Source organism: Streptomyces sp. ACA25 (assembly GCF_028200735.1).
Classification (GTDB): Bacteria; Actinomycetota; Actinomycetes; order Streptomycetales; family Streptomycetaceae; genus Streptomyces.
The window spans coordinates 98,948-112,592 of record NZ_JAQKPV010000003.1 but is presented as its reverse complement, the minus strand read 5'-3'; the positions used below and the strand labels follow the sequence as shown (position 1 = coordinate 112,592).

The following is a 13,645-nucleotide window of genomic DNA, read 5'->3' as shown; positions in this document are numbered from 1 at the left end:
CTCAGATCAGTCCCATCTCCTGGTTGACGGCAGTGAGCTCGTCTGCCGCTTCCCGGCGCTTCCGGTCGTCGTGCCGCTGGTACTCGAGTAGTGACTGTGCCTTGATTCTGCGGTGAGTGCCGACCTTCCGGTAGTCGATTTCGCCGGCCTCCAGAAGCCCGATCAAGAACGGCCGGGACACGTTCAGCATGTCGGCTGCCTGCTGTGTGGTCAGCTCCGCATGCTCGGGAACGATGGAGACGGCGCGACCGGCCGCCATGTGGCTCAGCACCGTCGCCAGAAGTTCCACAGCCTCGCGCGGCAGCTCAAGATCGGCATCACCCTCCTCGATCCGGACGTGGATCCGTTCGGCGTCGGAGGAGCGGGCGAGGGACTTCTTCACAGGTGCCAGGGCCCGCGCCGCAAAATCGGCATTCGCCCCGGGCGGGGGGGTGGGTCGAGCAGTCGAGGCGCTCATGAGGTGACCGTCCCTTCGTGCGCCGGCAAGGTCGTCTCCGCATTCTGTAGATGCATTATCCGCAACAGACGAAATAAGCGCAACAGCGGCTGCTCGTTGCGGCCAGGTCGTACCGCAGCGCACGGCGCGAACCGCCGCGCCATCCTCCATGTTCTGACGCCGGCCGTGAGCAGTGATGAGCTGGGTGAGGTCACCTAGGTGCCCGGGCGCGATGCCGAGCTGTCCGAGATCGCCGGGAAGTGGCTCGCCCAACACCCCGAGGACCGGCCTCGCCATCAGTCCAAGCCAGGGGAGGGCTTCCGGTCGTAGGACAGCACCGCGCAGCCGCTGCCGAAGGTGAGGCAGTCGGTCAGCGTGAACTGGTGCGGGTGGAAGCCGGTCACGAAGGCCGGTATCCCGGACCCCGTGACCACCGGGTACTTCTTGATGACCAGCCGGTCGATCTCCGGCAGCAGCTGTCCGGCCAGCTGCCCGCCGCCGCACAGCCAGATGCCCAGCGGGCTGTCCTCCTGCTTCAGCTCCCGCACCTTCGCGAGCGGGTCACCGGCCACGATCTCGACCGCCGGGTCGGGCTGCTCCGTCAGGCTGCGGGAGAACACGTACTGCCGCAGATGGGCGTACGGGCTGGTGATGCCGACGTCCAGGGCGGGCTGGTAGGTGCCGCGCCCCATGACGAGGGTGTCGAACCGCTGGTTCTCCGTGTCGTCGATGCCCAGCTGCCGGCGGACATGCGTCGGCAGGACCTCCGGGTGGTGCGCGGTCATGTGCGCGACGTGGTCGTCGGAGACCGGGTAGAAGTCGATCTCACCCTCCGGGCCGGCGATGAAGCCGTCCAGGGAGATCCCGACGTAGTAGGTGAGAGGGCGCATGCGGGTCCTTCCGAGGTGAGAGAGCAGACAACCACCATCCTTGGAGTGCCGCGGCGGTGGTGATCATCGAGCATCTCACCCTGCCTGCCCGCCTCGCATGGTTACCGGCTTCCTGGACCGGCTGTTGCCCAGGCACCTGGTCACCGCCGTCGACCCGGAGGGGCCAGGGCACAGCCCTCGGCGGGTCAAGCCCTTACCCGGCTTTCACTCCTACAGGTGGTGTCTCGGCTCCGCCCGCCCGTTACTGTGAACTCTCAGGCATCATTTCGTCCATGGGAGCAGTCATGACCGCTCAGCCGCAGCACCAGTGGCCGGTGCCGCCGCCGGACGGCTACACCGTGGACGACCTACTGACGTTGCCCGACCTCCCGCCGCACACAGAGCTGATCGACGGGAGCCTGGTCTTCGTGAGCCCGCAGCGGGATTTCCACAGCGTGGTGATGTACATGCTGGAAGCGGGTCTGCGCAGCACCGTCCCCCGGGACCTGCGGGTGCGCCGGGAGATGACGGTCGAGCTGGACCGGCGCAACGCACCCGAGCCCGACGTGCTCGTCGTCCGCGCCGAGGCGGTCACCGGCCGGCGTCAGGTCCGCTACCGCGCCGCTGACGTGGTCCTGGCGGTGGAGGTGGTCTCACCCGACTCCGAGTCGAGGGACCGGGACACCAAGCCGCGCAAGTACGCCGCCGCCGGCATCCCGCACTTCTGGCTGGTGGAGATGGGCGGCCCCGCCGACCACCCCGTGGTCCACGTCTACGAGCTGGACGTGCTCACCCGCCGGTACACCCCCACGGCCATCCACCGTGACCGCCTCAAGCTGAGCGTCCCCTACGGCATGGACATCGACCTCACCACCATCGACGAGCTGTAACACCGCATGGCCTGATCCTGACGAACCATGGCCCTCGGGCCACTCGTTGCGCGGGTGCGCCCACCGCAGGATCGACGGGTGACCCAGACCCTCGCTCCCCGCCCCCGCACGGCTCACCGGATTCACCCCGCCTGGTGGGTGGCCGCCGTCTCCTTCGTCGTCCTCATCGGTGCCGCCGGTTTCCGGGCCACCCCGGGGGTGTTCATCGAGCCGCTGCACGACGAGTTCGGCTGGTCGCGCGGCGGCATCTCGTTCGCCATCTCGGTGAACCTGCTGCTCTACGGCCTGACCGCGCCGTTCGCCGCCGCCCTGATGGACCGTTACGGCATCCGCCGCGTCGTCGCCTGCGCCCTTGTCCTCATCTCCGCGGGCAGCGGCCTCACCGTCTTCATGACCAGCCAGTGGCAACTCGTCCTGTGCTGGGGCTTCCTGGTCGGTCTCGGCGCGGGCTCGATGGCCCTGGCCTTCGCCGCCACTGTGGCCAACCGGTGGTTCGTCGCCCGGCGCGGCCTGGTCACCGGCATCCTCACCGCCGGCGGCGCGGCCGGAAACCTGGTGTTCCTCCCGCTGGTGGCGCTGCTGGTCGAGGGGCCCGGCTGGCGGGCCGCCGCCCTGGCGGTCTCCCTGACCGCGCTGGCCGTCGTCCCCCTGGTCCTGTGGTTCCTGCGCGACCGGCCCGAGGATCTCGGGACGCGGCCCTACGGTGCCGGCGAGGACTACGTCACCCCGCCACCGCCGGCGGTGAACGCCGCCAAGCGAGCACTCAGCTCCCTCGCCGCCGCGGCCCGGACCCGGGTCTTCTGGCTGCTCGCCGGCACCTTCGCGATCTGCGGTGCCTCCACCAACGGCCTCATCGGCACCCACTTCGTTCCCGGTGCCCACGATCACGGCATGGCGATACCGGTCGCCGCCTCGCTCCTCGCGCTGATCGGCGTGTTCGATCTGGTCGGCACCGTCTTCTCTGGCTGGCTGACCGACCGGTACGACCCGCGCCTGCTGCTCGCCGTCTACTACGCGCTGCGCGGCCTGTCGCTCCTGCTGCTCCCCATGCTGTTCGCGGAGAGCCTGCAGCCGCCCATGCTGTTCTTCGTGATCTTCTACGGCCTGGACTGGGTGGCCACCGTGCCGCCGACCATCGCCCTCTGCCGGGAGCACTTCGGTGCCGACGGCGCGGTCGTCTTCGGCTGGGTACTCGCCTCCCACCAGCTCGGAGCCGCGCTGGTCGCCTCGGGCGCCGGAGCGATCCGGGACGTCACCGGCTCCTACGACCTCGCGTGGATGTCCGCCGGGGTGCTCTGCGCGCTGGCAGCCCTCATGGTCATGGCAATACGGCGGCCCCGCTCCGAGGAGCAGGGCCGCCGTATTGCCAGTACTACCGTGTGAGTCAGGCCTGCGCGGAGGCGTTCCGGCGACGGAGCGCCAGGTAGCCGCCGGCCGCCAGCAGCACCGCGGCGCCACCGATCAGCGCGCCGGTCGGGGTGCTGGAGCCGGTCTCGGCCAGCTCGGTGTCGTCGCCGCCACCGATGCCGTCGTCGCCCTTGTCACCGTCGGGCGTCTTGCCGTCGGTGCCCTCGTCGCCGCCGGTGGTCTCGTCCCCGGTGGTCGCCTCGTCGCCGGTGGTGGCTTCGTCGCCGGTGGTGCCCTCGTCGCCGCCGGTGGTCTCCTCCCCGGTCGTGCCCTCGTCGCCGCCACCGGTGGTCTCGTCGCCGGTGGTGCCCTCGTCGCCGCCGCCGACGGTCTCCTCCTCGCCCTCACCCGGGCAGGTGTGCGAGAGATTGAAGACGGCCCGGTCCCGGTCGCCGCCCTTCAGCTTCGCCTCGGCGTGCACCAGCACCGCACCGACCTCGGTGCCGATGTACGCGTGCTTGCCGCTCGGCGGGCCGAAGTCCCCGTAACGCAGGACGAAGGTCTCCTCCACGCCGTCCACCTCGAAGGTGGCCGTGAGCTTGTAGAAGTTGGCCTGACCCCTGGTGACGAAGTGCCACCCGTCCTGCCCCGGACCGATGGGCGGGCACTCCTCACCGTTCGCGAACTCAGGATCATCCGCGGTGATCGGCGTCTCCTGGTGCAGGTCAGCCTTGTACCAGCTGGTGGCTGCGGCCGGCGCGGCGGCAGCGGTCAGCATGAGCGCGGCAGTCGCTGAGGCGACAGCGACACTCGAGAGAGTCAAACGCATGGTGCCATCCATATCCAGGGGGACAGAAACGTGTGGGGAGCTGGCTCAGCCTTTAGTTTTCAGCCATTCTTGGCAAGGGCGCGATGTCAGGAAGGTCTGATCTGCGGCTCTTGCTCCACGCGGCCCGTGTAACGATTCCGTATCTCCTCGTTTGGTTGTACTCACCAAAGCAAAATTGTGGACGCCATCATCACAATTCCGACTCCAGCAGTGATCCATGCCGTGCGGAACCACCGCAAACCACCGGCGATCACGATGCCGGCCAGGATCAGCGCACCTGCCAGCGGAAGCGCCCCGTAGAGCGCCCCGCCCAGGCCGGTGCGCACCGCCTCCGTGGTTCCGGGGCGCAATGCGACGCTGAGCGTGTCACCCGCTTCGCGGCCGATGGGCTGCTCCAAAGTGGCCGATTCTTGTGTCTCGCCGCCGTCACTGTCCGGCGTGAAGGAGCCGGTGCACTCCTCCCGGTCACACTCCTGGAGGGACAGCGTGCCCCGTTCGCGGCCGTCGGGCTCCAGCGCGTTCCGCACGTCACCCCACGAGGACCAGCCGCCGGCCGCCACCAGCAGCGCGACCACGGCGAGCAGCAGCACCAGGCGCATCAGCAGCAGCGCGCCGAAGGCGCTTTGCCCGATCCGTCGGCTCCGGCTGGGCTTGGACTGACGGGTGGCAGGCATGCGCAGAGTTTCAGCCACCCATTGCCGCCGGTCAAGCGGATCAGCTGTGGTAGGCGTTCTGGGCGCGTTCCAGACCCTGGGTGATCAGGGTTTCGACGGCGTCGGCCGCGCGGTCGACCAGGAAGTCGAGCTCCTTGCGTTCAGCGCTGGAGAAGTCCTTCAGCACGTAATCCGCCACGTCCATCCGTCCGGGCGGACGCCCCACGCCGAACCGGACCCGGTAGTAGTCCCGCCCCAGGGTGCTGGTGAGGGACTTCAGCCCGTTGTGACCGTTGTCGCCCCCACCGAGCTTCAGCCGGAGGGTGCCGAAGTCGATGTCCAGCTCGTCGTGGATGACGATCAGGCGGGACACCGGAATCTTGTGGTAGCTGCTCAGCGCTCCCACGGGCCCGCCGGAGACATTCATGAAGGACATCGGCTTGGCGAGCACGATCCGGTGGCTTCCGGTGCCCGGGGTGCCGAGGCGTCCCTCGCAGACCAGGGCGCGGGACTTGTGCGCCTTGAACCGGCTGCCCATCCGGGCGGCGAGCAGGTCCGCCACCATGAAGCCGGCGTTGTGCCGGTTGGCGGCGTACTGCGGTCCGGGGTTTCCCAGGCCGGCGATCAGCCAGGGCTGCGCTTCGTCCGTCACGTCCAGTCTCCTCCTCTGTCCTCAGCCTCCTGAGCGTACTGGGCACGGCGACGGGGCCCCGCATCCGCGGGGCCCCGTCGCCGGCTGCGCAGGAATCGGTCCGTCTGCGCGGGAAATTCAGACTGCGGTGGTCTCTTCGGCGTCGGCCTCCGCGCCCGGCTCCTCGGCCTGTGCGGAGAGGACCTGCAGCACCGGCTCTTCGCCGTCGATGGCCAGGGTGGTCCCGTCGGGCAGCGGGACGTCCTTGGCCAGCACCTGGTCGCCGGAGACCAGGCCCTGGATCGAGACGGTGACCGACTCCGGGATGTGCGTGGCCTCGGCCTCGACCGGCAGCGCGTTGATCACGTACTCGAGCAGGTTCTGGCCGATGCCCAGCTCGCCCTCGGTGTGGATCGGCACGTCCACGTTGACCTTCTCGCCCTTCTTGACGACCAGCAGGTCGAGGTGGACGAGGAAGCCGCGGATGGCCTCACGCTGAATGGCCTTGGGGATGACGAGCTCCTTGCGGCCCTCGATGTCCAGGGTGATCAGCACGTTGGACTTCTTGAGCGCCATCATCAGGTCGTAGCCCGGCAGCGTCACGTGCACGGGGTCGGTGCCGTGGCCGTAGATGACGGCGGGGACCTTCTCGGCCTGGCGGATACGGCGCGAGGCGCCCTTGCCGAACTCCTTGCGGACCTCGGCGGTGATCTTGACGTCGGCCATGACTGCACTCCTCGTAGAGCTGCGAACGGGACAGTCACCCGGCCCGATCGGACCTGCTGCGAAGAGCGCGTCGATAACGGAGCGCCGTGGGGCCTCCCTCGCCGAGCAACCCTGCGAGTCTACCGGGAGGCCGGACCCGCACGGAAATCGGTCGACCCGTCCGCCACCGGCCACGGCGCGGCGGCGGACGGGGTGACCCGGCAGCGGCAGCGGTTACGCGTCGCCCTCGAACAGCGAGGTCACCGAACCGTCCTCGAACACCTCACGGACCGCCCGCCCGATGGTCGGAGCCAGCGACAGCACCGTGATCTTGTCGAGGTTCAGCTCATCGGGGGTCGGCAGCGAGTTGGTGAAGATGAACTCGCTCACCCGGGAGTTCTTCAGCCGCTCCGCCGCCGGGTCCGACAGGATCCCGTGGGTGGCCGCCACGATGACGTCCTCCGCGCCGTTCGCGAACAGCGCGTCAGCGGCGGCGCAGATCGTTCCGCCGGTGTCGACCATGTCGTCGACGAGGACGCAGACCCGGCCCCGGACATCACCGACCACCTCGTGCACCGACACCTGGTTGGCCACGTCGGGGTCACGCCGCTTGTGCACGATGGCCAGCGGAGCGCCCAGCTTGTCGCACCAGCGGTCGGCGACGCGTACCCGCCCGGCGTCCGGGGAGACCACCGTGAGTTTGTCGCGGTCCACCCGGCTCCCGATGTACTTGGTGAGCAGCGGCAGCGCGAAGAGGTGGTCCACGGGGCCGTCGAAGTAGCCCTGCACCTGGTCGGCGTGGAGGTCCACACTCAGGATGCGGTCGGCGCCCGCGGTCTTCATGAGGTCGGCCATCAGCCGGGCGGAGATCGGCTCCCGGCCCCGGTGCTTCTTGTCCTGCCGGCCGTAGCCGTAGAACGGGATGATCACGGAGACACTGCGAGCCGAGGCGCGCTTCATCGTGTCGATCATGATCAGCTGTTCCATGATCCACTTGTTGATCGGTGTGGTGTGGCTCTGGATGAGGAAGCAGTCCGCACCGCGCACCGACTCCTGGTAGCGCACGTAGATCTCGCCGTTGGCGAAGTCGTAGGCCGTCGTCGGGACCAGCCCCACGCCCAGCTCGTGTGCGACCTCTTCCGCGAGGGCGGGGAAGGCGCGGCCGGAAAAGAGCATCAGCTTCTTCTCGCCGGTCGTCTTGATCCCGGTCACAGCAAGTCTCCTTGGCAGTCCATAAGTACGGGTGGACGGATCAGCGGGTCCCATTGCTGCGGCGACCCCCGGATGTCACATTCCGGCCACCTGGGAGGGGCACCCCTACGTTACGCCCCGCTGGTCGGAGCCTTGCACCGGTCAGCCGTTCCCGTCCTCTTCCGGCCCTCCTCCGGCCGCCCGCTCGGCGGCCTGCGCGGCGGCGCTGCCGGGACGCTTGCGGGCCACCCAGCCCTCGATGTTCCGCTGCTGGCCACGGGCGACGGCCAGTGAGCCGGGCGGGACGTCCTTGGTGATCACAGAGCCGGCGGCGGTGTAGCAGCCGTCGCCGATGGTGACGGGCGCCACAAACATGTTGTCCGAACCGGTCCGGCAGTGCGAGCCGATCGTGGTGTGGTGCTTGGTCTCCCCGTCGTAGTTGACGAAGACGCTGGCAGCACCGATGTTCGAGTGGTCACCGATCGTGGCGTCCCCCACATAGGTGAGATGCGGCACCTTGGTGCCCTCACCCAGCGTGGCGTTCTTCATCTCGACGTAGGTGCCCGCCTTGGATTTGGCGCCCAGCCGCGTGCCCGGCCGCAGATAGGCGAAGGGTCCCACGGAAGCCTGCGCACCGATCTCGGCGCCGTCCGCGACGGTGTTGCGGACGACCGCGCCCGCACCGACGAGGGTGTCGGTCAGGCGGGTGTGCGGCCCGACCTCGGCGTGCGCGGCGAGGTGGGTGCGTCCCAGCAGTTGCGTGCCGGGGTGGACCAGGGCGTCCGGCTCGAAAGTGACCGACGCGTCCACCCAGGTGGACCCCGGGTCGATGACGGTGACGCCGGCGAGCATCGCCTGCTCCAGCAGCCGTTCGTTCAGGATCCGGCGGGCCTCGGCGAGCTGCACCCGGTTGTTGATGCCGAGGATCTCCCGGTGATCCGCGGCCCGGGAGGCCCCCACCCGGTGTCCCTCTCCACGCAGGATGCTCAGCACGTCCGTGAGGTACTCCTCACCCTGGCTGTTGTCCGTGCGGACCTTGCCCAGCGCCTCCGCCAGCAGCCGGCCGTCGAAGGCGAAGACCCCGGAGTTGATCTCCTGAACGGCACGCTGCACCGCGTCGGCGTCCTTGTGCTCGACGATCTCGGTGACGGCACCGTCCGCGCCCCGCATGATCCGGCCGTATCCGGTGGCGTCCGGCACCTCGGCCGTCAGCACGGTGACGGCGTTGCCGTCGCCGGCGTGCGTGTCCGCCAGCGCCTGGAGCGTCGCGGAGGTCAGCAGCGGCGTGTCACCACAGGTCACCAGCACCGTGCCGGCCAGGTCGGCACCCAGCCCGGTCAGTGCCTCCAGCCCCATCCGCACGGCGTGCCCGGTGCCGTTCTGCTCGTGCTGGACAGCGGTGACGAGATCCGGGTCGAGCGCGGTGAGGTGCGCGGTGACCTGTTCCCGGGCGTGGCCGACGACGACCACGAGGTGCCCGGGGGAGAGCGCGCGGGAGGCGGCGGCCACATGGCCGACCAGGGACCGGCCGCAGATGTCGTGCAGCACCTTCGGGGTGGCCGACTTCATGCGGGTCCCCTCACCCGCTGCGAGAACAACGACGGCTGCGGGGGGAACAGAACTCACGAGATGTGCCCTTCGAGTGCGGGGGGCCGGTCTGGGGTACCAGAAACCCTACCGGCAGGTCCCGCCCCTCCCCGCCTGTCTCCGCCTGCCCGTCCCGGCCCTGCCGCCGCTCGCCGGGCCTGCGGTCGGGCTCACTCCCGGTCGGATTCCGGGCCGGTCGACTGGCTGGGCAGCGTGCGGCCGGTCAGCGCGGACAGGCTGCTGCGTACATGGGCCATGTGCTCCCGGATCTCCTCGGCCCGCTCGGCGTGCTCCCGGACGATGCGCTCGGTCTCCCGCTCCACCTGCTGTTCCCGCACCCGGGCCTGCAGCAGCAGCTCGTGCGCCCGGGCCTCGGTGTCCTCCTCCTGATTCCGGTGGATCTCCTGGGCATCCGCGAGCTTCTGCTCGGCCTCGGCGAGCACGGTGTCCGCGTGGTGTTCCAGCTCGGCGATCCGCTCCTCGGCGGCCGCCTCCCCGCGGGTGATCTCCTCCTCCAGCGACTTGAAGGCGGCGGTCTGCTCCTCGGTCCAGCCGATGTCCACCGACCCGCAGCGCCGTGTCACCTCGGCCAGCGCCTGCTCGGCCTCCGCGCGCTGGGCCCGGGCGTACTCCTGGGCCTCCGTCCGCAGCGCCTCGGCCCTGGCCCGGGCGGCGTCCAGCACGCTGTCCGCGGCGGCCCGGGCCGCCGCGATCCGCCGGTCCGCCTCCAGCCGGGCCGCTTCGCGCAGTTCCCGCACCTCCGCTCCGGCACGTTCCTGGATCTCCTGGGCCACGGCCTCGCCCGCCTCGCGGATCGCCCCTGCCTCGGCCACGGATTCGGTGAGCAGCAACTGGGCCCGGGGCCCCAGCGACTCGAATCTCGCCGGCGGCAGGGAGGCCGCTTCCTTCGACAACTGCTCGGCCTTCTGCGACATCTCCTTGGCCAGCACGGTGAGCCGGGCGAGCCGCTCCAGGGCCCGGTCGCGCTCCTCGCCCAGCGCGGCCAGGTGGGCGTCCGCCTGCTCGGGACGGTAGCCGCGGCCCCGTCGGACCCGCAGAAATCCGTGCGGTGAGGTGGCGGAAGTCATGTGCAGGCTCCTTTGCATGGGCTTATGCGGGCGAATCCGCACGAGTGCGACACTTCGCCCACCAGCATGCAGCAAAAAGCCGCCCGGACCGTGATGACCGGGCGGCCTGTTGCGGAGGAAATGCGTCAACTACAGCAATCCGTCCCACATCTGTTCCAGCAGGACGGACCACCAGCTCTCCGGATCGGCGAGAGCCTGCGGGTCCAGAGACGCCAACTGCGCCTGGAAGTCGGTGGTCCAGCGGCCCGCCTGCTCCTGGTTCAGGCCGTACCGCAGCCGCCACATCCGGCCGAGCAGAGCCATGCAGCGCACGAACTGCGGCAGCGAGGCGTTGACGAACTGCGGCGGCACGACCTGGCCGCCGGGACCTGCTTCCAACGGCACCGCGACGATGCAGGCGGTGCCGTACTGGACGCACAGCTGACGGCCGAAGTCGTTGCCCAGGGCCAGGTACGAGCCGGCATCCGGAGCGGGCTGGATCCCGCGTTCCACCGCCAGCTCCGCCAGGGTGGGCACCGGACGGCCCGGCTGGGCCTGGGCCCAGAAGAACGGCCCGATCTCCAGCGGCACACCCGCCCACACCAGGGTGTGGGCGACGATCTCGGGAACGCCCTGCCGGGACACCGCCTGCTGGTCGTAACGGAACACGCCCTGCGGCCCGTACGCCTGCGCCAGCTCCTGACCGATCACGTCGAGGCCGACGGCCGGGGCCGGCTGCTGCTGCGGCAGCGGCGCCCGCACCGGTGCCGCGCGCGGCGGGCCGTCCGCGAACTGCTCCAGCTCGTCCTGGTGCTCCACCAGGTGCCGGACCCCGGCCTGCCGGCCGGCGAGCTCCTGGCCGTAGGCGGCCGTGTGGGTGATCCGGACCTGCGGCCAGGTCTCGCGGACCATCCGGGCGCAGTAGCCACCCGGCAGCTCGCAGGACTGCAGTTCGGTGTGCAGCTCCAGCACCTGCTGCGGCGGGACCCCCATTCCGTGCAGCTCGTGCAGGAGCTGCCACTCCGGGTGCGGCAGCCCGGGCGCGGACCGGCGGATGAGCCGCTGCTCCGACCCGTCCGGGGCGCGGAAGCGGAGCACCGCCATGTATCCGGAGCCGACCGTCGGCCGGTCCGGCTGCTGCGGGTAGCCGTAGGCGCCCGGGGGCGGGGGAGTGGCTGCGCCGGGCGCAGGTGCGGCCGGTCCCGGCGGGGGCGTCGCGGTGCCCGGGGGTGGCGCGGTCGGCGGCAGGGTGACTCCGGGCTGGGCCAGCATGGTGGCCGCCTGGTGCACGCCGCCGCCCTGCGCGCCCGGCGGAGGCGGCGTCCGCGGACCGGCGGACGGGGACTCGGGCGCCGGTGGGGGCGGCGGGGTGCCGGGGCCCCGGCCCGCGCCGCTTCCCGCTTGCGGCAGCTGCGACTTCAGCTCGCTCGCGGAGACCATCTGGGTCGGCACGTACCCGCTCGCGTCGGAGCCCGAGCCGTCCCGGGCCGGGGAGGGCTTGGCGCCCGGGGCACCGGGGGCGCCCGGCGGGGGCGGCACCGTCGGACCCCGGGAGCCCGGAGCGGACGGGGTGGCGGCCGGTGCGCCGGGTGCCTTCGGCGGGGTGAGGCCGAATGCCTTGGCGGTGTCGGCATCGGCGAGATCCGCGGCTCCGCGCGGCCCGGGGGAACCCGGCGTCACCGACGGGTCGGGAACGGCGGGGTGCACCGCGGTCCTGGGCAGAACACTTCCCTGCGGGAGCAAGGCGGTCCTTGCCTCGGACGACTGTTCGCCCGGTGGCGGGGTGCCCGGCCCGGGCTCCGCCAGGGGCGGTGAGAACACGGTCGCGGGGGGAGCCACCGAGGCATCGTCGGAGGCGCTGTCCGAGGTGTCCGCGGAGTCCCAGGGAGAGCTCTCGGCCGCAGCCGGGGCGACGGGCGGGTCTGCTGCGGCGTCCCGGCCTTCGGGGCCGGTGGTCTGCTGCGCCGGTACCGGCACCGGACCGGACGTCCCGGCTGCGGCGGAGCCGGCCGGTGCGGGTGCGGGCGGGGGAGTGCCGGGGGTGTTGCGGGCGCCGGGCCGGTGATCGGGCACCCCCGCCCGGTCCGCCGCGTCCTGAAGCCACTGCGGAGGGGTCAGCAGGAAGGAGGTGGCTTCCAGATCGACGCGCTGGGCGGGCTCCGAGGCCGGGGCCGCTTGTTGCGGAGAGCCGTACTCCTCCTCGTACTGCCGGATCACTTCACCGACCGGCAGGGCGGGCCACAGAGTGGTGTCGCCACTGTCTCTGGCGATCACGAGCTTCCCGCCGCTCGCCGGGGCGTCCGGCCGGCTCTCCGCCCAGGCGACGAAACCGAGATCGAACTCCCGGACCCGGACCTCCCGGTGCAGCTTGTCGGGGACCGAGCCGTTGACCCAGCGTTCCGCGCGCTCCTGAGCCTGTGCGAACGTCACCATCGCGCGTCACCCTCCCACCGGGACGGAACGGGCGAAGCCGCCGTCCACCATCAGATTGGCCACTGTCTCCAGCTCCGGAGGGTTACCGGCCAGGCGCAGCAGGAATTCGTCGAAGTCACCGCCGCAGGGCAGCAGCAGTTGGGCGACCCGCTCCTCCACCCCGAGGCCGTCCCGGTCGCGTGCGTCGTCGTAGGCGCACAGCCAGACCGTGCCGGAGTTGTCCCCCCGGACCTTCACCGCGAGGATCCCGCCGTGCACGAACGCCACCCCCAGGTAGTCCTTGGTGAGGTGGTCGCGCAGGCACTTGTTGATGTAGACGAGGTCGTTGACCGCGGCTTCCTCGCGGAGGGTGAAGAAGGGCTGGTCGAGGAGGAGACCCAGCTCGGCGTCGAGCGCCACTCCCTTGGGCGCGCAGCCGCCCGCCGCCTTCAGGAAGGAGCGGTAGGCCTCGGGCAGCCGGTACCCCAGCTTCGTTTCCGCGGCCAGCACCCGCTCCTCCTCCACGGCGGCCGAGTGCGGAACGGACAGGTGTACGGGCCTGGTGTCGGCCAGCGGCCGGGTGCCCCGCTTGTTCTGGTCCACCGCGGTCGTGGCCAGGCCGCCGTGGTGCCGCAGCAGCGCCTTGACCTCCACCGGCACCAGTTCCAGCCGGCGGGTGCCGGCCACATGGTGCCAGGTCCAGCCGTGCGGAGTGGCCACCGGTGACAGGTCCGCCCACAGCTCGTGCCCCTCGGCGTGCAGCGCGGCGTTGGCGGACACGTAGTCCGTCAGGCGCAGCTCGTCCACGCCGAAGCCCTCCGGGGGTTCGGCGATCTCCGCGGCGGCCCGGGCATACGGTGCGAAGTCCGGGAAACCGTCGTCGTCCACCCGGATCCCCTGCGGGAAGCGCGCGGCCCGGACCGGGTCCGGGAACTGCACGACCTGCCCGGCATAAGCCCGGTTCGGTGGCGCGGTGCCGAGCCGACCTGTCGTCATGGCGTCTGCCCCCTGCTGTCACTCGCTGTTCC

Annotated in this window: 13 protein-coding genes; 2 read left to right on the top strand and 11 right to left on the bottom strand. The window is 70.9% G+C overall.

What is annotated here, in order from left to right; all coding sequences use genetic code 11:
- Nucleotide 1: 1 nt before the first annotated feature.
- Together PJ985_RS06640 and PJ985_RS06635 are read right to left on the bottom strand one after the other, a co-directional pair.
- A complete protein-coding gene (locus PJ985_RS06640; protein ID WP_271682637.1) occupies nucleotides 2-457 on the bottom strand; it encodes a helix-turn-helix domain-containing protein in 456 nt (151 codons plus the stop codon).
- A gap of 275 nt (nucleotides 458-732) precedes the next feature.
- Complete coding sequence (locus PJ985_RS06635) at nucleotides 733-1,326, bottom strand: dihydrofolate reductase family protein (protein ID WP_271682636.1); 594 nt, start codon at nucleotides 1,324-1,326, stop codon at nucleotides 733-735.
- Nucleotides 1,327-1,598: 272 nt separating this feature from the next.
- Between PJ985_RS06635 and PJ985_RS06630 the strand changes: the two genes are divergently transcribed.
- Nucleotides 1,599-2,195, top strand: coding sequence for a Uma2 family endonuclease (locus PJ985_RS06630; RefSeq protein ID WP_271682635.1), 597 nt, complete (start codon nucleotides 1,599-1,601; stop codon nucleotides 2,193-2,195).
- A 27-nt stretch (nucleotides 2,196-2,222) separates the two neighbouring features.
- Complete coding sequence (locus tag PJ985_RS06625; protein WP_271682634.1) at nucleotides 2,223-3,578, top strand: MFS transporter; 1,356 nt, start codon at nucleotides 2,223-2,225, stop codon at nucleotides 3,576-3,578.
- Nucleotide 3,579: 1 nt separating this feature from the next.
- Here the strand turns inward: PJ985_RS06625 and PJ985_RS06620 are convergent, their stop codons facing one another.
- The 9 genes from PJ985_RS06620 to PJ985_RS06580 all read right to left on the bottom strand — a co-directional run bounded on the left by PJ985_RS06620 (nucleotide 3,580) and on the right by PJ985_RS06580 (nucleotide 13,613).
- A complete protein-coding gene (locus PJ985_RS06620; protein WP_271682633.1) occupies nucleotides 3,580-4,371 on the bottom strand; it encodes an LPXTG cell wall anchor domain-containing protein in 792 nt (263 codons plus the stop codon).
- A 161-nt stretch (nucleotides 4,372-4,532) separates the two neighbouring features.
- Nucleotides 4,533-5,045, bottom strand: coding sequence for a hypothetical protein (locus PJ985_RS06615; RefSeq protein WP_271682632.1), 513 nt, complete (start codon nucleotides 5,043-5,045; stop codon nucleotides 4,533-4,535).
- A 40-nt stretch (nucleotides 5,046-5,085) separates the two neighbouring features.
- Nucleotides 5,086-5,676 carry an aminoacyl-tRNA hydrolase gene (gene pth, locus PJ985_RS06610; RefSeq protein WP_271682631.1) on the bottom strand — a complete coding sequence of 197 codons (591 nt, stop codon included), beginning with the start codon at nucleotides 5,674-5,676 and terminating at the stop codon, nucleotides 5,086-5,088.
- Nucleotides 5,677-5,793: 117 nt separating this feature from the next.
- The gene (locus PJ985_RS06605; RefSeq protein WP_271682630.1) at nucleotides 5,794-6,381 is read right to left on the bottom strand and encodes a 50S ribosomal protein L25/general stress protein Ctc; all 588 of its coding nucleotides are present in this window, start codon (nucleotides 6,379-6,381) and stop codon (nucleotides 5,794-5,796) included.
- 213 nt (nucleotides 6,382-6,594) lie between these two features.
- Nucleotides 6,595-7,572, bottom strand: a complete 978-nt coding sequence (locus tag PJ985_RS06600) for a ribose-phosphate diphosphokinase (RefSeq protein ID WP_271682629.1) — start codon at nucleotides 7,570-7,572, stop codon at nucleotides 6,595-6,597.
- A 141-nt stretch (nucleotides 7,573-7,713) separates the two neighbouring features.
- Entirely contained in the window at nucleotides 7,714-9,177 is a 1,464-nt protein-coding gene (gene glmU, locus PJ985_RS06595) for a bifunctional UDP-N-acetylglucosamine diphosphorylase/glucosamine-1-phosphate N-acetyltransferase GlmU (RefSeq protein WP_271682628.1), read from the bottom strand.
- Nucleotides 9,178-9,308: 131 nt separating this feature from the next.
- Nucleotides 9,309-10,226 (bottom strand): cellulose-binding protein, encoded by a 918-nt coding sequence (locus tag PJ985_RS06590; RefSeq protein ID WP_271682627.1) that lies wholly within the window; start codon nucleotides 10,224-10,226, stop codon nucleotides 9,309-9,311.
- A 129-nt stretch (nucleotides 10,227-10,355) separates the two neighbouring features.
- Nucleotides 10,356-12,638: an SUKH-4 family immunity protein gene (locus tag PJ985_RS06585; protein WP_271682626.1), complete on the bottom strand. Its 2,283-nt coding sequence runs from the start codon at nucleotides 12,636-12,638 to the stop codon at nucleotides 10,356-10,358.
- 6 nt (nucleotides 12,639-12,644) lie between these two features.
- Entirely contained in the window at nucleotides 12,645-13,613 is a 969-nt protein-coding gene (locus tag PJ985_RS06580) for an HNH endonuclease (protein WP_271682625.1), read from the bottom strand.
- Nucleotides 13,614-13,645: the final 32 nt, after the last annotated feature.

Bases quoted from the DNA above. Each gene is read 5' to 3' on its own strand.
- PJ985_RS06620 (WP_271682633.1), bottom strand. From the start codon at position 4,371: ATGCGTTTGACTCTCTCGAGTGTCGCTGTCGCCTCAGCGACTGCCGCG.
- PJ985_RS06590 (WP_271682627.1), bottom strand. From the start codon at position 10,226: ATGACTTCCGCCACCTCACCGCACGGATTTCTGCGGGTCCGACGGGGC.
- PJ985_RS06630 (WP_271682635.1), top strand. From the start codon at position 1,599: ATGGGAGCAGTCATGACCGCTCAGCCGCAGCACCAGTGGCCGGTGCCG.
- PJ985_RS06640 (WP_271682637.1), bottom strand. From the start codon at position 457: ATGAGCGCCTCGACTGCTCGACCCACCCCCCCGCCCGGGGCGAATGCC.
- PJ985_RS06615 (WP_271682632.1), bottom strand. From the start codon at position 5,045: ATGCCTGCCACCCGTCAGTCCAAGCCCAGCCGGAGCCGACGGATCGGG.
- PJ985_RS06605 (WP_271682630.1), bottom strand. From the start codon at position 6,381: ATGGCCGACGTCAAGATCACCGCCGAGGTCCGCAAGGAGTTCGGCAAG.
- PJ985_RS06625 (WP_271682634.1), top strand. From the start codon at position 2,223: ATGGCCCTCGGGCCACTCGTTGCGCGGGTGCGCCCACCGCAGGATCGA.
- PJ985_RS06580 (WP_271682625.1), bottom strand. From the start codon at position 13,613: ATGACGACAGGTCGGCTCGGCACCGCGCCACCGAACCGGGCTTATGCC.
- PJ985_RS06635 (WP_271682636.1), bottom strand. From the start codon at position 1,326: ATGCGCCCTCTCACCTACTACGTCGGGATCTCCCTGGACGGCTTCATC.
- PJ985_RS06585 (WP_271682626.1), bottom strand. From the start codon at position 12,638: ATGGTGACGTTCGCACAGGCTCAGGAGCGCGCGGAACGCTGGGTCAAC.